This window comes from Janthinobacterium sp. CG_23.3, from assembly GCF_046115965.1.
GTDB lineage: Bacteria > Pseudomonadota > Gammaproteobacteria > Burkholderiales > Burkholderiaceae_D > Janthinobacterium.
Genome location: NZ_JBJXIB010000024.1, coordinates 29,412 through 50,855 on the forward strand (window position 1 = coordinate 29,412; position 21,444 = coordinate 50,855).

Annotated in this window: 18 protein-coding genes; all 18 read right to left on the reverse strand. The window is 61.8% G+C overall.

Going from position 1 to position 21,444, the window contains the following annotated elements; all coding sequences use genetic code 11:
• Positions 1-3: 3 nt before the first annotated feature.
• Complete coding sequence (locus ACFDR9_RS08575) at positions 4-759, reverse strand: hypothetical protein (protein WP_327075974.1); 756 nt, start codon at positions 757-759, stop codon at positions 4-6.
• On the reverse strand, positions 752-1,597 hold the full coding sequence (locus ACFDR9_RS08580; protein WP_017878894.1) for a hypothetical protein: 846 nt from the start codon (positions 1,595-1,597) through the stop codon (positions 752-754). Before ACFDR9_RS08580 ends, ACFDR9_RS08575 begins: the two co-directional genes overlap by 8 nt.
• Positions 1,598-1,671: 74 nt before the next feature.
• On the reverse strand, positions 1,672-2,223 hold the full coding sequence (locus tag ACFDR9_RS08585) for a DapH/DapD/GlmU-related protein (RefSeq protein ID WP_017878893.1): 552 nt from the start codon (positions 2,221-2,223) through the stop codon (positions 1,672-1,674).
• Positions 2,220-3,488 carry a hypothetical protein gene (locus tag ACFDR9_RS08590; RefSeq protein WP_409030737.1) on the reverse strand — a complete coding sequence of 423 codons (1,269 nt, stop codon included), beginning with the start codon at positions 3,486-3,488 and terminating at the stop codon, positions 2,220-2,222. The genes ACFDR9_RS08585 and ACFDR9_RS08590 overlap by 4 nt, the downstream gene beginning before the upstream one ends.
• Before the next feature lie 62 nt (positions 3,489-3,550).
• The gene (locus ACFDR9_RS08595; RefSeq protein ID WP_157406845.1) at positions 3,551-4,873 is read right to left on the reverse strand and encodes a hypothetical protein; all 1,323 of its coding nucleotides are present in this window, start codon (positions 4,871-4,873) and stop codon (positions 3,551-3,553) included.
• A gap of 90 nt (positions 4,874-4,963) precedes the next feature.
• Positions 4,964-6,061 (reverse strand): FemAB family protein, encoded by a 1,098-nt coding sequence (locus ACFDR9_RS08600; RefSeq protein ID WP_081611959.1) that lies wholly within the window; start codon positions 6,059-6,061, stop codon positions 4,964-4,966.
• Positions 6,061-7,119, reverse strand: coding sequence for a pseudaminic acid synthase (gene pseI / locus ACFDR9_RS08605; protein WP_026133402.1), 1,059 nt, complete (start codon positions 7,117-7,119; stop codon positions 6,061-6,063). Before pseI ends, ACFDR9_RS08600 begins: the two co-directional genes overlap by 1 nt.
• Positions 7,120-7,127: 8 nt before the next feature.
• On the reverse strand, positions 7,128-8,780 hold the full coding sequence (pseG, locus tag ACFDR9_RS08610) for a UDP-2,4-diacetamido-2,4,6-trideoxy-beta-L-altropyranose hydrolase (RefSeq protein ID WP_409030738.1): 1,653 nt from the start codon (positions 8,778-8,780) through the stop codon (positions 7,128-7,130).
• A complete protein-coding gene (locus ACFDR9_RS08615) occupies positions 8,674-9,963 on the reverse strand; it encodes an aminotransferase class III-fold pyridoxal phosphate-dependent enzyme (RefSeq protein ID WP_409030739.1) in 1,290 nt (429 codons plus the stop codon). The genes pseG and ACFDR9_RS08615 overlap by 107 nt, the downstream gene beginning before the upstream one ends.
• A gap of 55 nt (positions 9,964-10,018) precedes the next feature.
• Complete coding sequence (locus ACFDR9_RS08620; protein ID WP_026133400.1) at positions 10,019-10,765, reverse strand: cytidylyltransferase domain-containing protein; 747 nt, start codon at positions 10,763-10,765, stop codon at positions 10,019-10,021.
• 5 nt (positions 10,766-10,770) lie between these two features.
• The gene (locus ACFDR9_RS08625) at positions 10,771-11,679 is read right to left on the reverse strand and encodes an aldo/keto reductase (protein WP_409030740.1); all 909 of its coding nucleotides are present in this window, start codon (positions 11,677-11,679) and stop codon (positions 10,771-10,773) included.
• Positions 11,666-12,205: a GNAT family N-acetyltransferase gene (locus ACFDR9_RS08630; RefSeq protein ID WP_409030741.1), complete on the reverse strand. Its 540-nt coding sequence runs from the start codon at positions 12,203-12,205 to the stop codon at positions 11,666-11,668. The genes ACFDR9_RS08625 and ACFDR9_RS08630 overlap by 14 nt, the downstream gene beginning before the upstream one ends.
• Positions 12,202-13,374, reverse strand: coding sequence for a UDP-4-amino-4,6-dideoxy-N-acetyl-beta-L-altrosamine transaminase (gene pseC / locus ACFDR9_RS08635; protein WP_409030742.1), 1,173 nt, complete (start codon positions 13,372-13,374; stop codon positions 12,202-12,204). The genes ACFDR9_RS08630 and pseC overlap by 4 nt, the downstream gene beginning before the upstream one ends.
• A gap of 20 nt (positions 13,375-13,394) precedes the next feature.
• Positions 13,395-14,390 carry a UDP-N-acetylglucosamine 4,6-dehydratase (inverting) gene (gene pseB, locus ACFDR9_RS08640; protein ID WP_026133398.1) on the reverse strand — a complete coding sequence of 332 codons (996 nt, stop codon included), beginning with the start codon at positions 14,388-14,390 and terminating at the stop codon, positions 13,395-13,397.
• Positions 14,391-14,513: 123 nt separating this feature from the next.
• Positions 14,514-15,671, reverse strand: coding sequence for an MraY family glycosyltransferase (locus tag ACFDR9_RS08645; RefSeq protein ID WP_409030743.1), 1,158 nt, complete (start codon positions 15,669-15,671; stop codon positions 14,514-14,516).
• 100 nt (positions 15,672-15,771) lie between these two features.
• Positions 15,772-16,968: a Wzz/FepE/Etk N-terminal domain-containing protein gene (locus ACFDR9_RS08650; RefSeq protein ID WP_035788967.1), complete on the reverse strand. Its 1,197-nt coding sequence runs from the start codon at positions 16,966-16,968 to the stop codon at positions 15,772-15,774.
• 97 nt (positions 16,969-17,065) lie between these two features.
• On the reverse strand, positions 17,066-19,627 hold the full coding sequence (locus ACFDR9_RS08655) for an SLBB domain-containing protein (protein WP_409030744.1): 2,562 nt from the start codon (positions 19,625-19,627) through the stop codon (positions 17,066-17,068).
• Positions 19,628-20,171: 544 nt separating this feature from the next.
• Entirely contained in the window at positions 20,172-21,170 is a 999-nt protein-coding gene (locus ACFDR9_RS08660) for a fumarylacetoacetate hydrolase family protein (RefSeq protein ID WP_409030745.1), read from the reverse strand.
• Between the last annotated feature and the right edge of the window lie 274 nt (positions 21,171-21,444).

The following is a 21,444-nucleotide window of genomic DNA, read 5'->3' on the forward strand; positions in this document are numbered from 1 at the left end:
GGGCTACACCTTCATGTAGACGCGCTCGCACAGGCGCGCGTCGGTCGCCGCCAGCAAATCGCCGCGGCCGCCGGGCGCGGCCGGGCGCGGCAACTGGCGGATGGCCGAGGACACGTATAGGCCGGGCTCGTCGAGGTCGCGCGCCACCGTCGTACCGGCGCCGACGATCACACCGGCGGCGATGCGTACGCCCATGCTGATGACACACGCGGCACCGATGTAGACATTATTTTCGATCAATACGGCGCCGTCAATCCGGTAGCGCCCGGCCCCCTCCATCTCATGGACGTAACCGTGGGTCCAGACTTGGCTGCCGACGCCCGCCAGCGTCGAAAACGCGCCGATCCGCACACTCCTGGTGCAATCCACGCGATGGTTGGCGGTAATTTTCGCCAACTGCCCGAGGCGCAACTCGGCGCGCCCGACCGCCACCACGCCGGCCGGACCGCGCACCACCTTGTTGGTGTTGCCGATCGCGGCGTCGCGCGCGAGGACGACGTCGATTGGCCCGTGCAGGAAGTTCGCCCTGCCGATATAAGCGTCTTGGCGCATCAGCAGGCGGCGGATCTTCAGCGCGTTCAAGTGGCCGATTCTGGCGCCGCTTTGCATAGCCAGGTGTTCGACGAGCACCACCGAGAAGCCGAACCGGCAAGTGGCGCAGACGCGGTGGCCCAGCAGGTTCAACAGCCTTGCCGCCAGCGGCGACGGCAGCAGCAAGATACACAGCGCGCCCAGCAGCAGGCGAATTTTCCTATTCATCCTGCGCCACGTACAGGCGGTTGACCCAGGCGTCGGCGCCGCGCGCGGCGGCCGGCAATTCGCTGCGCTTGAGCACCGGCGCCTTCGGACCATAAGGCAGCGGAAATACGCTATATACCACCTGGAAGATCAGGCGCATGCCCTGTTGCACCGGCTGGCCCTTGTGAATGCCGAAGGTGTTCTCGAAAAACGCGCCACCGGCCACGCCGGTCAGGCGCAACACGTTGGCGCCACCGAACTGCGCCAGTACCTCGGCGTCGTCGAAGCGGCGAATTTCCGCCAACTTCGGGCTGGTCGACGAATGCGCGACATAGATGTGCGGGCCGTTGTCGTCTCCGACGTCGGTCAGGTAGACAAACAGCTTCAGAAAACGCCAGTCGTCGACGTCGCGGTGAAAATGTTCGGCCTGCTGGGCGCCGGCGGCGGTGTGGTAGCTCCACCACGCGGCAAGGTAGCCGATGCTGGCCTGGCAGCCCAGGAAGCGGCTGGCAACGTCGAGCAACAGCGGATCGTTCGCCAGTTGCCATAGATACGGCGCCATCGCGATGTCGCGCGCGGTATGGTGGGCGACATGGCTGTCCGGGTGGCGACCGGCGCCGTGCGGCAGGAACGGCGGGGTCTGCGGGCGGTAGTCGTCGAACACCGGCAACTTGGAAAAATAGTCGCGCAATTCAGCCGCCTGCGCCGCGCTGAGCAAGGCCCCAAGATGGGAAATTCCGGCCGTGTTCAAGGCGTCGACGTGCCTGGCCAGCAGAGCCGGCGGCGTCGTCGTCTCGCGCCGCTGCGGCCTGGCCTTTACCAGCATGCCGCCCAGCCTGGCGCGCAGGGCCGGATGCATGAAGCGCCGTTGCACATAGAAAGGCCACCAGCGGGAATCCCCTAGCACGATACGCAAGCGTCGCAGTTTTCTTGCTAGCACGATGTTCCTCCACTATCCTGATTGATTACTTTGATGATCCTGGCCGGCACCCCAGCCACCACGGTGAAGGCCGGCACATCCTTGCTGACCACGGCCCCGGCGGCGATCACCGCGTACTCGCCAATGCTGACCCCGCCCAATATCGTGGCGCGGCTGCCGATCCACACGCCGCGGGCGATGTTGATCGGCTTCGACAGGTGTTGGAACGGCGGCGACTTGCCGTCGAAGTCCAGACCGGCGGTTTCCAGGTGCACGTCGCGCGACAGGTGGACGTCGTCACCCAGCCGGATCGGGCTGTGCGCGCCCAGCGAGGCGTTCACCCCGATGATGACGCGCTCGCCCAGGAAGATGTTTTCCGGATACTTCAAGTCGACCGCCCAGTGGCACACGCAGCCGAGGCCGCGGTGCCGCACCGCCGCGCCAAAACGCAGGCGCCCCCATAACCACAGCAGGCGGCGGACGGCGTGCTCGAGCGCCGAGAGCGGCCAGGCGAACACCGCCAAGCCCAGCAGGGCGCGCTCCAGGCGCAACATGCGCCGCTTCATGGCGACACCGCCTGGAGCGTCGATGGTGCAGCGGTTTTTCTGAATTTCTTGACCTTTTTCCGCGTCGGCGTCGGCGCCGGCGCCAGCGCGGCGGCGGCGGAACCAACCTTCAGATAGATAAACATGAAAATCCAAAATAGCAGCGTCGACGACAGCGACTGGATATACGGGAAGATATTCATCAGCGCAATGATCATCAACATCATGAATTTGATTTCGGCGCTGGCGCCATCGCGGCGCGGCCTCGAAAACAATAGCAACAGGATGGCGCTCAGATAGATCACCAGACAGACCGCGCCGTTGTCGAGGGCGATGCGCAGGAAATCGTTCTCGGTGCCGCCCTCGCGTACGCCGATAAAGCCGAAATTACCGAAAATCATTTCAAGCGAAGAGTAATTCAAATAATATATCAGGGACTTTTGCCAAAAATACACGCGCGACACATTCTGGTCGTTGCCCAGGTTGAAGGCGGCAGAAATGAAGTCGAGCCGGTCGGCGTCGATCACCTTGAACAAGGCATAGGCAATCGCCGCGACCCCCAGCAGGGAAAGCAGGATCTTGATCTTCCCGGTGTCGTTGCGTTTCACGAAGAAGCGGTAGAGCAACAGTACGGCGCCGGCCGACATACCCAGGCGGCCGGTGGCGAAATACGCGGAAAGCAAGAGTCCAAAGGCGAACAGCGCGCTGCCCCTGAAAATAAAAGCCATCCACAGGCCAAACGCGACCGCGCTCAACGGTCCCTGGAACATGCCTTTGGTGCGGAGAATCGCCATGCCCCCGCCGAACAATTCTTCATTCAACAGGTCGCCGTCGGCCGCCTTATAGACGAAAAAATAATCGCCGGTGATAAATTCCATTCCCTGGATGGCGACCGAAGCGACAAAGTGAAATACCAACAATTTCAGGAAAAAGCGCGGCGCGGTATTCACCACGACAAAGGCGGCGACGATGGCGATATAATAATTGCTGGCGTTCCAGGTGCGCGTCACCGCCATCGATACACACCAGGCGGCGATGCAACAGACCGCCACGTTCAGCGAGGCTTGGTTTACCGGCGCCTTGCGGCGGATTTTAGCCAGGACCAGCACGGTCCCGACGCCGCCCCCCAGCGCCAGAAAAACCAGGGAAACGATAGGCGGCAGAAAACCGGAGGCAAAGTCCTTTAGATACACGGACATATAGATGCACAGCGCCACCAGCTTGGCGGGGCGCCCAACCAGATCCTTCGGAATTTCCGAGATGAGCAACCTATTAATAAACTTCATATTATTTCATCACTTAATAAGACGCGGCATGGAGAGTCGGATAGCGCCCGGCGCCGGGCTTTTCATTGCATCTTGCGCAGCACGTCGTCAAACGCCGATACAAGACCAGCGACATTTTCCCGGGTCATCATTTCCGGACGCGATACCGGGTCCCACATGGCAGCCGGATAACTCGTCTTATGTAAATAGTTTAACAACTGTTTGGCGTCGACCGCGCTGGCGCCCATGACAACATTGTCGAGCACGCCCCTCAGCACCGCCGCAATCGATTCCGGCGCGGCCAGCGCGCTCACCCCGGCGTACCGGCTCATCGCGTGGCTGCCCAGGCTGGCCACCGGCTTGCCGGCCAAAACGCACTCCAGTAGCACCGTTCCGGTCACCGTCATCACCAGCGGCGCCGACGCGAATACCGCCTTCATCGGCGTGGTGTGGGAGATCGCCACGATATTGGCGCAGCTCTCTACCACCTCGCACAACGCTTCGCTCAGCTCGTACTTCGATTTCGGGTTCGGCTTCACCACCAAGACCGCGCCCATGCCGTGCAAGGCCTGCGCGGCGCGGCGCACCAACGCCACTTGGTCGCTCCACGGGTGCCCCCACAGCTCGATATTCGACTCCGGCTGCATCTGCAACGGCAGTAACACCCATGGCTTGCCGGCCAAGCTGGCCGGCAAGCTCCGATGCGCCAGGTTTTCCCAGCGCCGGTACTGCACCGCATGGCGGCGCTGCAGCCGCATTTTCAGCAACGGTGACGGCGTCACATAACGCTCACCGCGGATCCAGCCGCCCAGAATGCGCGCCCGGTCCGACCAGGCCAGGCGCTTGCCGTCCCACCAGGAGCGCTGGCTCGACTCCATATAGCTTGGTTTGACCTTGCGTTCGACGATATCGTCGAGCATGGCGTCCAGCCGGGCCGGCGCCAGGTCGAGGTCTTCGCCAAACACCGGGTCCATCGTGTCGTAGCTGAGGAACTGCAGCCGCCCAACCGGGTATCTGGTGGAGGTCGGCTGATAAAACGGCATGCGCCGCCGCTTCGCCAGTTCCACCGTTAGCAGCTCGTGGAATTCGGTCACTTCGCCGAAGATCACCCGCGGCTGGAGCGCCGCCAAGACCGCGTCGATTTGCCGGCTATAGCATTGCCAGTGGCTGCCGTCGCCGCCGAACCAGCGCACGCCGCGGTCCAGCTCGGCCAGCCAGGCAAACGACGCGTCCGCGGTTTTTTCCGACCGGCCGGGAAAGCGCAGCAGGTGTACCGTTCCGCTCGACGGGCGAAATACCGGATTTTGCACCAGCCAATGGATCTCGTGACCCGCCGCTTGCAAGCGGGCCGCGACCGCGTCGAAGATCCACGTCGCATACCTATTTTCAACAAATAAAATTTTCATCAAATATTTCAAACTATGTGCATGGAAATAAACGCGTCATCCGCAAACAACAATGTGCGCGCCGCGCGGGCGCGCCACGGCGCCGTTTGATTAGCCAGCGCGCCGCGTGGGAATATGAAAGACGTAGCGCGGCGCCAGATGCGTGGCGAATCCCTGTTTAAACAGGGAAATGGCCAATTCCTTGCTGGTGGGCGCCGGTAGATTCGACGGGTAATAGCGTTCACCGATCCGATACCAGCGCAAGCCGCGCTTTTTCATTTCCTCGATCGCGCGCTGCTGGACCACATGCCCCAGGGGCAGCTCGAATAGCGAACGGTCATACGCCGCCACCGCATACAAGCCCTCGTCGCGGGTGGTTTGAAAGAAGCCAGCGCCGACCAAGCGGCGCTCGGGGCTGGCGTCGCGCAGACAAACCAGGAAAGCGCCGCCGTCGAGCAGCATCTGATACTGTAAGGTCCAGGACGCGTCGCTGCGGGTATTCCTGCCGGCCGACAGGCGATGCAGCGTGCGAAACTCGTCCCACGTCGCCGCCTGCACGTAGCCCTGCTCGACCACGCTCACGGCCCAGACTTTCAAGCCGGCCGTAATCAGGGAGCGGTAGCTTTTGCGGAAACTGGCGCGTATACGGTCCAGCGGCAGCGACAAGTCAACGTACAAATCATGTTTAAGAGTGACGCCGGCGCCACCCAGCATGCAGCGCTGGTGCCAGTCGGACAGGCCGACGGCGCCACCGTCCGGAACCACGAACTCTTCACTGTGCAGGTCGCCCCGCGTTACCGTGCCGTGAAAGCCCTCCAGCAGCGACAGCGCCAGCGCGGTGAGCTTTTTCACCGTGCGCGGCGGCGTGCCGGCGGCGAACTCGGGCGGCATGACGGGGCCGCCGTACGAGCTGACGCACATTTTCCCGTGCTCGCCGAACGACAAGGTCAGCGGCCAAATCGCGCACGGCTTGCCGTCGTTCAGCAAGGTCATCGACATGTCGGCGACTTCCTTGCCACCGCTGCGCAGGTAGGCGTGCTGGTAATCGAGCATCGGTGTGCTGCGGTTCACGGCCTGAAAAGGCAGCGCGTCCCACACCGCTTGCCAGGCGAGCGGATCGTCGAACCGCAAGACCCCCGCCAACCCACCCTGCCGAAAACAGTCGGTCAGGCTGGCGCACAGGTGTTGAGGCGCCGCGAGCTTGCCCATTACGCGAGCAACTGCCACGTCAACGCGGTGCCCCTGGCCACGTCTTGCTTGACGGTTTTCCCCAGCACCACTTCCTGGTACTTCGTTGGCAGACCCTGGCCCGGCCGGATGGCGCGCAGATTGTGTTCGCTCAGCACCTCGCCGGCCTTCATGTCGCGGCAGATATATAGCGAGCGCCGAAACTGCAGGGATTTGCGCTCGGCGTCGGTGACGCCATAGCTGACCGCCCCCAGCGCCCGCCAGGCCCGTTCGGTTTCCAGCACCAGTTGCGCCATCTCGCCCGGTTCCATGGAAAACGCGCTATCGACGCCGCCGTCGGCCCGGCTCAGGGTGAAATGCTTTTCAATCACGCTGGCACCCAGCGCGACGCTGGCCACCGACACGCCGATGCCCATGGTGTGGTCGGACAGGCCGACCTCGCAGCCGAACAACTGGCGCATGTGCGGAATTGACAGGATATTCGTGTTTTCCGGCGTCGCCGGATAGGTGCTGGTGCACTTGAGCAGCACCAAATCGGTGCAGCCCGCCGCTCTGGCCGCGCGTACCGTGTCGTCGATCTCGGCCACGCTGGCCATGCCGGTTGAGATAATCATCGGCTTGCCCGTCGCCGCGACCTTCCTGATCAGGGGCAAATCGGTATTTTCAAACGAGGCGATTTTATACACCGCGACATCGAGTGTTTCCAAAAAATCAACCGAACTGGCGTCAAACGGCGTGCTGAACGGAATCATGCCGAGCGCGCGCGCGCGCTCGAATATAGGCTTGTGCCATTCCCACGGGGTAAACGCTTCACCGTACAGCTCGTATAACGAGCGGCCAAACCACAAACTGTTCGGATCTGAAATGCGAAACTCACGTTCGTTCAAGTCGAGCGTCATCGTATCCGGCGTATACGTCTGAATTTTAATCGCATGCGCGCCAGTCCGGGCCGCCGCCTCGACGATCTCCAGGGCGCGGGCCAGCGATTGATTGTGATTGCCCGACATTTCGGCGATCACAAACGGGGCCTGCCCCGTTCCAATTGGACGACCCGCAATTGCAAACTCCGATTTGGTCATGGTAAATCCTATGCGACTATTGTATAAGTGGTGAAACTGGCGATATAACCGGCTTGCATAAATACTCGCTGCGACGCGATGTTATCCATTTTTATTTCCGCTTGAATTTGACAGCGGGGGCCGTGTCGCGCGCGCATCCATTCAATACCCTGCTCGATTAACTTCCGCCCCAAGCCCGCTCCGTGCCGACCTGGCGCCAAGTATATCGAAGTCAGCCAACTACCGATATGTTTATCGTAGCGCAATACGCCGACCGGGCCGTGCGCGTCATAGCCGATGAGCAGGTGACGGTCGTCGCGGTCCAGGCTGTCGGCGAACCAACGCTGGTGGTCCGCATAGGCGATCTGGCCGGACTGGTGCGCGTGGCGCCGGTTCTCCGGTGCGTTGCGCCACTGGTACAACGCGGCGCAATCCTCCGGCTGCGCCGCGCGCAAACCCAGGTCCGTCCCGACCAGGCGCCGGGCGACGCGGGCGGCGCCCTGGCCGTCGACCATCTTCTTGCCGGCGGCGACAAATGCCTGGCGCAAGTAAGCGTTAGCGATGAGCAAATCGAACGCGGCAAGCAACTCGCCCTCGCCCAAGTCTTGCGCGCGGCCAAGGAACACGTGCATGCCGACGGCGGCGGCGTCGCCTCCCAGCCTGAACTGGTTCTCCGCGACGGCGATGGCGATCGACGGCAATCCCACACAGGCCCGCTCCCAACTCATCGAGCCGGCCGCGCCAATACCGATGTCGGCCGCGGCCATGAGCCCGGCCAGGCCCGACGGCGCGAGATGGACCTGGAGGTAGGGGCGCCTGCGCGCCCAGTCGCGGATCGCCGCCTGGTGCGGATTGCTCGGCCCAACGACGATATCGACCAGCAGGTCCGCTGCGGCGAAGCGGCCATCGAGGGCACGCACGACCTTCAGCGTTTCGCCGCCGGCGTCGGCGCCGCCGAAGCAGATATTCAGCCGGCGCGGCGCCCCCGGCGCCACGCCGGCCAAGTCGGCGGCGGCCCTGATGCGTCCGAACTCGGGACGCAACAAGGCGTAGTGCGAACCGAGCAGCAGCGCCGTACCGGGCGCGGTCTTACCCTCGTAACGGGCGGCCTGGTCGACATAGAAATTTTGGTCAAGCAAGATGTCGCAATCGTGCGCGCGGTCGGCCAGGTCGTCGATGACGAGTATCCTCCCTACCGCCGGCCGGAGCGCCGACTCCCAGCGCGCGTCGAGCGCGTATTGGTCGAGCACCAGCCAAGCGACGTCGCCAAGCGGCGCCAAAACAGCCGCGCACGCTTCAGCGTCGCGCTGCCACGACGTGCCGAGCCAGGCGGCGTGAGCCGGCTCGTCGCTGGCGACGGGCGTGGCGGCGGCAAGCGGCAGCAACGTGTGGCCGCTTTGCCGCAGCGCCTGCGCCAAGTGCGCCGGCAAATCACGGGACAGGAAATACACTTGCGCGCCCAGCCTGTGAATCTCGTTGGCCAGCGTCAGGCAGCGCATCACGTGGCCGGTGCCGATTTGCGCGGAAGCGTCGGCCCGGATCGCGACCTTGATGATAGTTGCCAACGGGTCCGCCCTAGCGCAGCTTGAACAGCGGCTTGAGCGGTTCGCAGCGCAGGAAGTCGCCCGGCCGCCCCGTCCTGATGGCCTGCCCCAGCATGGGGAAAATGGCATCGTAGGCATGGACCAGGGTGTGCACGTCCTGCTCGGTGTGCGCGTAACTGATGTTGTGGGTGCCGAACCACAGCACCCCGCGCGCCAACAATTCCTGCATCAACAGCGTCTTCATATCCCACATCGAGCAATGCGGGGCGTCCTTGAGCGTCAGGAAACTCCAGGTCGGATGGCCGGCGCAACCCAGCCATTCTCCCAGCTGGTGCCGCTCGATCAAGGCCGTCACCTCGCCGAGCAGGCAGGTTCCGGTTGCCGTCATCGTCTGTACCACCGGCTCGCGCTTCAATTTGCGCATCGTCGCGCCGGCGGCCGCCAGCGACAGCGTTTCACCGCCAAAGGTGAACGAAAAGAAAATCTCTTCCATCAACTTCATGATATCGGCGCGTCCGGCGACCGCCGACACCGGGTAACCATTCGCCATGCCCTTGCCGAAAGTGGCCAAGTCCGGCGTCACGCCGAACAATTGCTGGGCGCCGCCGTTGGCATAGCGAAAGCCGGTGATGGTTTCGTCGAACACCAGCACCGCACCGTGCCGGGTGGCCAGCTCGCGCACGCCCTCCAGGTAACCGGGCGCCGGGAACACCACGTTCATCGGCTCCAGGATGATCGCGGCGAATTCGCCGCGGTGTTGCTCCAGCAGCGCGGCCAAGGCCGGCAAATCATTGTAGGGGAAGGTGTGGCTCAGGTCCTTGACCGCCCGCGGCACCCCGAGGGAACGGGCGGTAGTGCCGATGTACCAATCCTGCCAACCGTGATAGCCGCAGATGGCGACCCGGTCGCGCCCGGTGAACGCGCGCGACACGCGGATCGCGCCAGCCGTGGCGTCGGAGCCGTTCTTGCCAAAGCGCACCTTTTCGGCGCACGGCACCATCTCCACTAGCAACTCGGCCACTTCCATTTCCAGCCGGTGCGGCAGCGAAAAAATGACGCCGTCTTCCAATTGCGCTCGTACCGCGTCCGTCACGTCCGGGTCGTTATAGCCCAGGGTGATGGCGGCCAGGCTGTTGATATAGTCCACGTACTCGTTGCCGTCCTCGTCCCATACGCGGCTGCCTTTGCCGCGGCTGATGAAATAGGGCGACACGCCAAATGGAAATTGCGTCTTGCTCTTGCTGAAAGTCTGACTCCCCAGCGGGATAACTTTTTCCGCGCGCTCAAGCAGTTGCTCGGATTTCTGATAACGGGTGCTCATTCTTGTATATCCCTTACTAGAGTAGACGTGTCTAAAATGGGGAAAGCCCTTGGCGCTAGTCGGCGCCCAGCGATTTCTTCAAACCTTCGTTGCGGTCGATATGCCGGTTAAGGTCCACCAGGCCGGGGCGTCGCGCCAGCAGGGCCAGGACGTCGGCGCTGTCGAACCGCGGCTTGGCCGGATATAAGGCCGCGTAAATCTGCTGCACCAGTTCGAAATCCTCGGGGTTGTCGACGGTCCAGCGCAAATGGGATAGATCCGCCTCGCCGCGCACGTGCTCGACGTGGAAGCGTTCGGGCTGGCCGTGCATAAACAAGGTAACGTGCTCGCGCTGGGACGGCAGGCTCGCCTCGCGCCAGGCCTGGCGCAGCAGCGCGTACTTGAACACCTCCACATCCAGGCCATCGGGATAGCTCGGCAACACGGCATTGCTCGTATAGTCAGCGCCGCTGTCGAGGTGGGCCCGGATCACCTTGTCAATCACCTCCGGGTCGCTTAACGGGCAGTCACCGGTCAGCCGCACCACATGTTCTGGCCGCAACGGCAACGCCGCCTGGTAGTAGCGGTCGAGGACGTCGTTCAAACTGCCCCGGAAACACTCGACCCGCAACTGCCCGCACAAGCGCTGCAGCGGCTCGTCGCTGCTATCGGAGCTGGTGGCAACGATCAGGCGATCGATCAGCGTGGCCCGCTGGACGCGGGCGATTTGATGGGCCAGCATCGGCACGCCGAGGATAGGTTTCAACACTTTTTGCGGCAAACGCGTGGACGAACAACGGGCCTGCAATATCACTAATATCATCTGTCTTACCTCGACGCGGGCCAGCGGCGCGGATCAATCAAGCTGTCATCGTCCTGGGCGAAGCGGGCATAATCGCCCGCCGGCGCGCCGCGATAGGCGTCCAGGCATTCGCCCAGGTGCGCGACCGACAACACGCCCACCAGCGCCACCGCCACCTCCTTGATTTGTTTGACAAAACCGAACGCCGCAGCAAGCGGCGTCAGGCCCCTGGTACGCGCCAGCGCGTGCAGCGCCGCCAGCGGCGCCCTCAGCGCGGCCAAATGGGCCGGCAGGCTTGCGGGCGACATCAATAGCACGCCCTGCAACAACAGCGAACGGGCATGTACTTCGACACCCCGCTCGGCCAGCATGGCCAGGCCGCCGTTGTGCAGCAGGCGCTGGTCAAAGACGTTCAGCGGCAACTGGACCAGGTCGAAACTATAGCGTGCGAACAGGCGCTCAATTTGTTCCTTGTCGTAGACCGAGACGCCAATTTTGTCGACCAAGCCCTGTTCGCGCCATGCCAGCAGGCGCGCGAACAGGCGCTCGCCGCCGGGTACCAGCAAGTCGTCGGCGTGGTGCACCATCAGGCAATCGACGCGGCGCCGGCCTAGTCTTTCCAGCGACGCCATGAACGCCCGTTCGACCATTTGCAATTCCGCCGCACCCAGCGCCGCCGTTCCGAGCGGCGCGGTTTTGGTCACCACCCGGAACGCGCAGGCGGCGTTGGCAAGCAGGCATAGGCCAACCGTCGACTCGCTGTCGCCGTAGGCGGAAGCGGTGTCGAGCACCTCCAGGCCGTTGCCGCCCGCCAGGGCGACGATGGCGACGGCGTCGGCCAACGCGACCCGGCCGGACTGGTTCGCGATACCGTAGTCAAGGCCGAACTGTACCGTCCCCAAACCTAGCCGCTGTGGTGGCCTATTCGACGTCATGTGCGGTGATCCCTACCCGTATGACGCCGATACGCCTGCCCTCGTATCGCACCTGCTTGCGGAAGAATCCCTCGATCGCATAGCCGGACTTCAGAAAGGCGCGCAGCGAGGCGGTATTATTCTCGTAGCAGCCGGCGCCGATTTTTTCCAGCTTCAACTGTTCGAAGCCCCAGCCCGTGATCCGCTGAATCGCCTCGCCGGCGTAGCCGCGGCGCCAGAATGTTTTATCGCCGATGAATAGGCTGAGGTCACCCGACATATACTGGTAGTCGATCAGGCCGATCTTAATGTTACCAATATGCTTGGAGGTGGCCAGGTCGAACATTCCCATCAAAAACTGTTTGTCGTTGGCGTTGGCCGCGGCCACGTATTCCCGGCACCCGGCCAGCGTGCTGCGCACGTGCCGCGCCTCCAGAAAACGCGACACCTCGGGGTCGCACAGCCAGTCGACATACTCCTGGCTGACGTCGGCCAGCGTCAGCGGACGGAATGCGATGCGGGAACTGGAGAGCAGCACGCCGCTCATGATGGCTCTTGAAGAATGTTTTTGAGGGTCTCGACCACATAATCTTGCTGTTCGAGACTCAACGCGGAATACATCGGCAGACTGATGGCGCTGGCATAGTAGGACTCGGCCTCGGCGCAATAGCCGGGCTCGAAGCCCAGCTCGCGGTAATACGGCTGGCGGTACACCGGAATGTAATGCACATTGACGCCGATAGCCGCCGCGCGCAGACGTTCAAACACCTGCAGATGGCTGAGCGCCAATTTCTCGAGTTGCAGTCTGACGACATACAAGTGTAAGCCTGAATACCCGTCCGCATGTTGCCAGGGCAACAGCACCGGCAGCTTCGCGAGCAATGCGTCGTAACGCCGCGCGATCTGGTGGCGCTGCGCGACGAAGGCGTCAAGCCGGCGCATCTGGCTCAGGCCCAGCGCCGATTGCAGCTCCGTCATGCGGTAATTGTAACCGAGCTCGATCTGTTCATAATACCAGGGACCGTCCGGCGCCTGTGTCATGGCCCCGGCGTCGCGCGTCATGCCATGGCTGCGCAGCGAATTCATGCGCGCCGCCAGCCCGGCGTTGTTGGTCAAGGCCGCGCCGCCTTCCGCGGTAGTGATAATCTTCACCGGATGGAAGCTGAAGACGCAGATGTCGCTAAAGCGACATGCGCCGATCGGCGCATCCTGGTAGCGACCGCCGATGGCGTGCGAGGCGTCCTCGATCACGCTGAAACCATACTGCCTGGACAGGGCGCGGATCGCCTCCATTTCGCACGGCTGGCCACACAGATGGACTGGAATCACCACCTTGGGCAAGCGCCCGGCCAGCCGCGCCTTGGCCAACTTGACCGCCAGCGCGGCCACGCTCATATTGTAGGTGCGCGCGTCGATGTCAACGAAGTCGACATCGGCGCCGCAATAGCGCGCGCAATTGGCGCTGGCGATGAAGGTCACCGGCGAAGTCCACACCAGATCGCCGGGTCCCACCCCCAAGGCCAGGCAGGCGATATGCAGCGCCGACGTGGCGCTGTTGACGGCGCACGCGTGGGCGGCGCCACAGTAGGCGGCCAGGGCGGCCTCGAATTGCGGGGTCTTCGGCCCCTGCGTGAGGAAATCCGATTGCAGCACCTCGACCACGGCTTGGATGTCGTCGGCGTCGAGGTCTTGCCGTCCGTAGGGAATGTAACTCAATCAATGCTCCCGTTGAAGTGTCAGCCGACTTGGGCGGCGATCAGTTTTTTCAACTCGTCGACGCTCAGAAAATCGCTGTTTGATCCACTGTTATAGCTGAATCCGGGCGCCACCGGCGTCGCCTTCATTGTATCGCAATACTTTTGAATGGTCAGATTGCCATTGGCCGGAAGAATCGCGTAATACGGACCGAGGTCGACCGTGTTCAAACTGTCACTGGCGGTGATCATTTCCTCATGGATTTTTTCGCCCGGGCGGATACCGACGATCGGATGCTCGCACTCCGGCCCGATCGCCTTGGCGACGTCGAGGATGCGGTACGACGGAATCTTCGGCACCAGGATTTCGCCGCCCATCGCGTTTTCCAGCGCCCACAACACCATGTCAACGCCCTCTTGCAAGGAAATATTGAAACGGGTCATTTCGGCATCGGTGATCGGCAACACGCCGCTGGCGCGCTTGCTCAGAAAAAACGGTACCACCGAGCCGCGGCTACCCATAACGTTGCCGTAACGCACCACGCTAAACGAGATGTCGCGGCGGCCGCGGATGTTGTTGGCGGCGATAAACAATTTATCCGAGCACAGCTTGGTGGCGCCGTACAGATTGATCGGCGCGGCGGCCTTGTCGGTGGACAGGGCGACCACTTTTTGCACCTTGCTGTCGAGACAGGCCTCGATCAAATTTTGCGCGCCGAGCACATTGGTCTTGATACATTCGAAAGGATTATATTCGGCGGCCGGCACTTGCTTGAGCGCGGCGGCGTGGATCACCACGTCAATACCTTCGAGCGCGCGGCGCAGACGCGCCTCGTCGCGGATGTCGCCGATAAAGTAGCGCAGGCCCTGGTACTTTTCCTCGGAAAACTCCTGCGCCATTTCAAACTGCTTCAACTCGTCGCGCGAGAACACCACGAGGCGCTCGATACTTGGAAAACGCTCCAAAATTGTTCTCACAAAAGCTTTACCAAAAGAACCCGTTCCGCCGGTGATTAAAATTGACTTATTCTTGAGCATGACAAATTTCTCGTAAAAAATGGTTAAACGCTTCAGGTGACACCCGTAGCCATCACATCGGGGACGATTCCCGCTTGTATATTTCCGCCGCGTGCGGGCGCGCGGCGCCGCGCCCGCGGCCGCTCATGACAACTTGACCTTGGTTTCGCCGGCCACCGCGCGATAGCTGGCCGGGGCCTGCCACCAGCGTCCGCGCACCAGCCGCTTGTAGACGATAAGATAGAGGGCGACCTGCAGGCAGACCATGGCCCCCGCGCCGGCGAAGCTATTCCCGACAAGCAAAGTGAGCCCTGCCAGCGCCGCGATCGCGGGCGCGACCAGGCAGGTCACGGCGGCGTTGCGCACCCAACCGGCCTTGCCATGTCGACGCACCAGACGCGGCGCGACCCGGCGATACAGCAGCGTGTGCAAATGCAAGCCGTCCGGCGCGCCAGGACTGGATTTCCGGATGATTTTTCGGCGATACATGCTGAACAGGACTTCGATCACCGGATAGGCGCACAACGACGACACCTGCCATGCGTTCACCGAGGGATTCCGAACCAGCAACAGCACAGCGAGTTCGGCCGTCCAAAACCCCAAAAAATAAGCGCCGCCGTCGCCAAGGAACAGGCGACCGGTCGGAAAATTCAACACCAGAAAACCACACGCCGCGCCGCCGCCAAGCAAAGCCAGCGTCAGCACCAGGCCGTCACCGACGCGCCAAGCCAGGAAGCCAAGCGCCACCATCATAATCACGACGACGCTGCCGGCTAGGCCGTTGAAACCGTCGATAATGTTGATCGCGTTGGCGCCACCGGCAACCGCCAGCGCCGTCAACAACAACGCCGCCGGGACAAACAGCAGCAGATTGTCGACGCCCCACAGATCCAGCGAAGTAATCACCGCCCCCAGCAGCCAAGCTCCCATCAAGGCGCTGACGACGGTGGCCGTCAGGCGGACCTTCACCGATACATGCTTGGTCAAATCCTCGACGATGCCGGCGCAAAATGCCGGCAGACTGGCCAGCAACAGCTTCATCGCCTGGTTGACGTATTGAGTAGGAAATACAGCCGGCAGCAGCGCCATACAGGTAACGACCGCCAGCGCCACACCCGCGAAGACGGCGATGCCGCCGATGCGGGGCACCGCCGTCACGTGAAATTTCTGCGCGCCGGCGAGGTCGTGGTGAAGCGAGTGCTTGCCGTGCCAGCGCTGTGAACAAATGATCAGAAGACACATGGCGCAACTGCCCGCCCCGGCCACCGCAGCAATACCAAGCATGTAAAATTCGTTCATCATTCCGCCCCCAACACAAAACCATTTCCCTGTCAGCAAATCCTGACCGGGCGCAGACGCGGAGTCGTACCGCTCAACCCAGCCTCGGGCGCCGAGTCGAATTTCACTTGAACCGGATATGCGACTTCAGTTCGTCCCACTGCTCGGCGCGCTCCGGATTCTCCAGCGCTTCCCGTTTGGCTTCGCGAATGAACGCCAGGGCGATCGCCGCGAAAAATGCCAGCATGGTGGAGACCAGCACAATGCTTAAACGTTTCGGCTTGAATTTGCGTTCCGGCTCCATCGCCATGTCGAGCACTTGAATGATCGACGAATCTTTCGACTCGTCGAGACGAGCCACCTCATATTGCTTCGACAACAACTCATACAGCATTTGGTGATACTTTACTTCGCGCAAGATCTTGATGTTCTCCAGTCCAGCCTGCTTGTCTCCGGCGGGCATCTCGTCGCCGGCCAGCGCCGGACGACCGTTTTGAAGTTTGGAAAACTCGGAACGCAAACTGCTCAAATCTTCCTGAACCCGCTTGTATTCGTGGTTGTTCGGGGTCACGAAGGCTTGCATCGAATTCAGCTGGATTTCCTTCGCGGCAATCTGCGCCCGCAAACGGCCGACGGTCTCGACGATGGCGCGACTGTCGCTGTCCACACTGATCACGCCGTGCGTATCGAGCGCGCTTTTGAGGGTCATCTCGGCCTTGGACAGATTGTCCTTGGAGAGTTCAAGCTGGCGCTCGAAGAAAAGGCGGCGCTGGGCCGCCTCGGTTACCGCCAGCACCTTGGTCAGCTTTAACAATTCTTCCGCGTACGAGTTGGCCAGTTTCGACACCAGCAACTTATCCTTGCCCTCCACTTCGACACTGATCAAGCCGTCTTTCCCCGCGACAACACTGGTGTTGTCTTCGAGTATTTTCCTCGCCTTTTCCTGCGAATCGGTAGCGTAGGCCTTCTTCAAATCATAGCGTGCGATCAGCCTATCGGCAATGGTCCGGCTGGTCAGCATGCCGACATACAAATCGTTCGGATTTTTCATCCCGGCGGCGCCGGCGGCGGCGCCGGCAACGCCGCCTAGTTGCGACAGCAACGCCGCCGCGCCGGACTGGCCTTGCTGCGGCGGCAAAATCTTGGTGTTCGCTTTATAGATGTTCGGCAAAAGAAAACTGACAGCCAATGCGAGGATCGCCACCGCCAAAGGCAGGAAAATGATCATTTTCTTATGCTTCGCAAGGACGATCAAAAGATCGATCAGGTCAAGTTCACTCTCAACGACGGATTCGTCCGCTGTTGCCGCGATGGTCTGCATTTCATTCATGCTGGGAAGCCGCTCAAGGTTGTTATGCGATTATGGTGAGTACTTTCCTGGGCCGGTGCATCGCGTCGCCACCGCCCCCCCCCTCGGACTATTTCAAAACTTTGATGGCCGCCGCGCCCAAACCGAAGTTGGCGAAAATCTGCGTCCACTCGCGCACCCCCATCGTGAACCGAGTCCAGCCGGTCTCTTTGTCGAGTTTTTCGGGCACCACGATGGTGTCGCCCGGCATGGCATCCATACTGGACACGCCGCGCGAGAGCCAGCCGGCCGAATCGCCCGCCACCACGCTGCCGTCGAGCCGGATGATGAATATATTGTCGGCGTCGGCGTCGGCGGTCAGGCCCGCCGTCCGTAGATACTTACTCACCGGCGTGCCGGGACGCCACAGCGCCGACGCCTCGGCGTTGACGGCACCGAAAACATGGACAAAATCCGGCTTCGGCGGCACCACCAGCTTGTCGCCGTTTTCCAGCTTCAGCTGCGGTAACGCGCTAAACGCGCGCTCCTTCGGATCCAAGCCGAACGCAATGCGGCCGGTCGGCTTCAATTGGCGGAAGCGGGCCACCGTATCACGCGCGCTCAGCAAGTCGGCCTGGCGGCGGCTTTCGGCGACTTGGGCGTCGGCGGCGTTGGTGGCGCGCACGTTGGCTATCGTTTTCGACTGTTCGGCCCGCAACTGCGTTTCAAGCCGGTTGGCAGCTTTTTCCAAGTTGATTTCTTGTTCTTTGCGCACCTGTTCGCGATAGAACTCGGTACCGAACAGATAAGCGTTCGAGGTCGGACCACCCGCCCGCTCCAGCAGCGACTGCAGGTTCTCGCCCGGCGTCATTTGATACACGCCCGGCACATTGACCTCGCCTTCGACGCGGACAAACACGCGCCGCTTGTCGATCGGCACCACCACGTCCTGCTGCGAGAAGACCGTCACCGTATCGCCCGGCTGTAACTGCACATTGTCCGAACTAGCGGGGTCGGAAAATACCTTGCCCAAATTAAAAGGAATCAGGCTCACGCTCAAGTCGGCGCGGTTGATACGCTCGATAACCGCATAATCCCAATTGATCTCGTCCATCAAACCGCCAATGCGCGCGGCGATGTTACTGCTGTTCTGACGCTCTCTGCGACCGCTATTGGACGGATAGTTACCGTTGCCGCCGTCGCGGCTGGCGCCACTTTCGTTGCCGGCGCTATTGCCGCGGTAAGCGTTGCCACCGTTATTGTTGTAATTATTGTTGTAATTATTGTTGTAATTATTGTTGTTATTACTGTTGTTATTACTGTTGTTATTGTTGCCGGCGTTGGCGTAATCGGGGCTGCTATTATTCATGGCATTACCACTATTATCCGACAGCACGGCGCTGTTCTGGCGCTGGGTCGAGCCGCGGGTAATCAGATAATCCCGGCTCGGAATCAAGTCGCTGACACGCATGCCCTCTTGGAACGGCGCGCGCACGGCTTGATCCACGTTACCGCGCAACACCACCGCATTCGAAAAATCAGGCGTGATCGAGGTGATGTGGAGGACATCGCCATTTTTCATCACTTTTTTAAGGCCATCGGACGTCAAAGCGAATTGTTCGACGCTACGCGGCTGCACTTTCCTCGGATCGATCCGCTCAAGGAAGGCGCGGCGCGGATCGGCCACGATCGGCAAGCCGCCGGCGAAATCGAGCATGGACTCGACGGTGTCGCTGCCGGTGCGCAATTCATAAATGGACGGCGTGTTCAATTTACCAATCAGCGCCACGTAACCCTTCGACGGCGGTATATAGATAGTATCGCCGTCCTGCAGCTTGATGTCGGCCGACTTATCACCCTTGGCGATGAAGGCATACAGATCCAGCTCCGCCACCACTTTGCCAGCCCGCTTGACTTGAACCCGGCGCAGGCTGCCGTTGGCGTTCGGGCCGCCACTGGCGAACAGTGCCGTCACCAGCGTCGACAGGCTCGACACCGTGTACGTGCCCGGCCGGCTTGCTTGACCGACGACGTAGACGGTAATCGCGCGCAATTGGCCGAAGTTCACGTTAACCGTCACGCTCTTGTACAGCTTGGCCACCGCCGCGCGCACCACGCCCTCGGCGTCACCAGACTTGACCCCCCCCAGCACAACCGAGCCGATGGTCGGGATGGTGATCGTGCCGTTGCGATCAATGGTGGCGCGGAAATCAATGTCGATCGAACCCCATGCGCGAATGAGCAACTCGTCGCCAGGCCCTAAAGGATACTCGGCGGGAACGGGCGAATTGAGAATGGGCGCGAACGTGGACGGCGCATTGGCGAAAAACTCGAGTCCGAAGATGGGCAGGTTTTTACCTGTGCTATCAAACAGGAATTTTTGGAATTCGCTCGGCACGTTCGGACGCTGACTCGCGCCCGCCACCACCTGCTGCTGCATGACATCCCGATTGTTCAATGGTTGCGCCTTTGATGCGCCATTGACGTCCGTGGAAGTTGAGAGTGCATTACTGATGCGCGTTTTGCCGGGCATTTGCCCTTGCGACACTGGAACGTCGCCCACGCTTACCGGATTCTGGTCAACGCTACTGCGAGGATCTGGCAAGTCTCCCTTATTGATTACATCTTGAGCAAAAGCAACATTAGTTATGGCCAAAGTAAAAGCCAGTGCACAACGGGAAATTTGGCGCATGGGTGAATTCTATTAGTCAAAAAAACCGCGTCAGCAGTACGTATCGTCGATATATATTACGCGGCTTTCCAGCAAGGACGAAATATTTTTGAGCAAGGCAAACGCTCGAAAACACGCGCTCGCCGGCATTGATTTTAGGCGGCGCGTCGCGGCGGCCATTCACCCTCGGGCCGCCCGTCAAACCCGCCAAAACTGCCAGAAAGGAGGCCGCGATTCTACCACGAAGTAAGCCTCCCGGCAGCTACTATCCGTATCTGGCGAGAACGGGATAACAACAACAAACGCACCGCTCAGCACTGGAAAAACAGGCTTCCGACGGCGCGCGACAATGGACGTTGTAAACAAAAAGGCACGCCGTCCCCGCTTGACGCGCATCGACGCCGGCGCAACAGGTTGACTACGCAGGCGACGCCGCCGCCAGTGTACATGTTGCGCATGCGACACAAATGCCTGCCAAGCTAGCCAAAAGCTGCCGCCCCGACCCGCCATCGCCGGTATCGAGCCGATAGCCGGTGCCGCCGGCGACACGATAGCGACTGCCTCGTCAGCGTGCCCTGCGCGCCTCTATCTGCTTCAAGGTCTGCTCAATCGCGCCGAACAGCGACTTGCCGTCCTCGCCCAGCATCTCGATCTTGACGCTGTCGCCGAACAGCATGAACGGGGTGGCGGCGACGCCGTCGGCGGCCAGCTCAAGGTTACGCTTGTCGGCGATGCAGCCGTAGCCGCGGCGGGCGTCCTTGTTCGCCACCACGCCGGAACCGACGATGCTGCCGGCGCGCACATTGCGCGTACGGCACAGGTGCGCGATCAGTTGCGGGAAATTAAACACCATGTCGACGCCGGCGTGCGGCTGACCAACCAGCTTGCCGTTCCAGTGGGTGCGCAGCGGCAGGTGCGCCTTGCCGCCCTTCCAGGCGTCGCCCAGCTCGTCCGGCGTCAGCGCCACCGGCGCGAAACCGGCCGCCGGCCGTGCCTGCAGCAAGCCGCCGCCGCGCGCCAGCTCGTCGTCGGCCAGATTGCGCAGCACCACCTCGTTGACCAGGGCCAGCAGCTTGATGTGCTGGTGCGCCTGGTCCGCCGTCGCCCCCATCGGCACGTCGTCGGTAATGGCGGCCAAGCCGGCGCCGAAGTCGACGCCCCACTGCTCGTAAGCCAGCGCGATGTCTTGCCGCGGCCCGAGAAAAGCGTCGGCCCCGCCCTGTTGCATCAGCGCCTCGCCGCGCAGCGACTCCGGCGGCGCCGCGCCGCGCGCCTTGCAGGCCAGTTCGAGGCGCAGCGGATAGGCCGCCGCGCTAACCCATTGGAAGGCCCGCGGCAGCGGCGCCATGCAGTTGGCGACGTCGAACTCGAAGCTGCGCTGGCCGCGCCCCTGGTTGAGCAATTGGTACAGCGCGTCGAGCTGGGGCGCGATGAAACCCCAGTCGTCCAGCGCCGCCTGCAAGGTCGGCGCGATGCCGTCGGCCACATGGGCGGTTTTCAAATCGCGCGCGACGACGGCCAGTTGGCCATCGCGGGTGCCGTCGTTCAGTGTTGCAAGTTTCATGTGGGAGTCAACGAAAGGGATGGCGGGAAGCGGCCGGGGCGCCGGCGGCGGCAAAAAAACAGGGGCGTCAAACCGGGGTCGGACCCTGATGCCGCCAAGTTAACAGCCCGTAGGTCGGATTAGCGACAGCGTAATCCGACGTCGAGCCGCCGCCGACGCCAGTCGGGTTACGCCCTGAAGGGCTAACCCGACCTTCTATGATGAATTCCAAGTCAACTGGTTTTTCGCAAATTTATCCTATCCCTTGTTTCGGTATCGGCGGGGTCAAGGGCGG